This window comes from Pauljensenia sp. UMB6358 (genome assembly GCF_030216865.1).
In the GTDB taxonomy this organism is placed as follows: Bacteria; Actinomycetota; Actinomycetes; order Actinomycetales; family Actinomycetaceae; genus Pauljensenia; species Pauljensenia turicensis_A.
Genome location: NZ_JASOMS010000213.1, coordinates 1 through 255, shown reverse-complemented (window position 1 = coordinate 255; position 255 = coordinate 1). Strand labels below are relative to the sequence as shown.

Here is a 255-nt window from a genome sequence, read left to right as displayed (position 1 = left end):
ATGACCAGCTGGAGTTGTTCATTGGTCAGGCGCACCACCTTGACCGGCGTGGTGGTCGTCGACGTGAAAAATGCGTTTTCGCCGCGCGCCAGGGACACCAACCCGATCAGGGGTCCCGATGTGGCATGGTGCAGCAGAATGTCGCCCTGGTCGGAATCGCGGTGCAGGGCAACGTGACCGTCGAGTACCAGGTGCACAGCGCGCACGGGCTGACCCTGCGTGGTCAGATCGGTATGAGGGCCAACCTCCAGGATG

1 protein-coding gene is annotated in these 255 nt (G+C 62.7%); it reads right to left on the bottom strand.

Features of this window, described 5'->3' with window-relative positions; genetic code table 11:
• Positions 1 to 255, bottom strand: a 255-nt coding sequence (locus tag QP381_RS09215) for a cyclic nucleotide-binding domain-containing protein (protein ID WP_285068725.1), incomplete at both ends; no start/stop codon positions are given.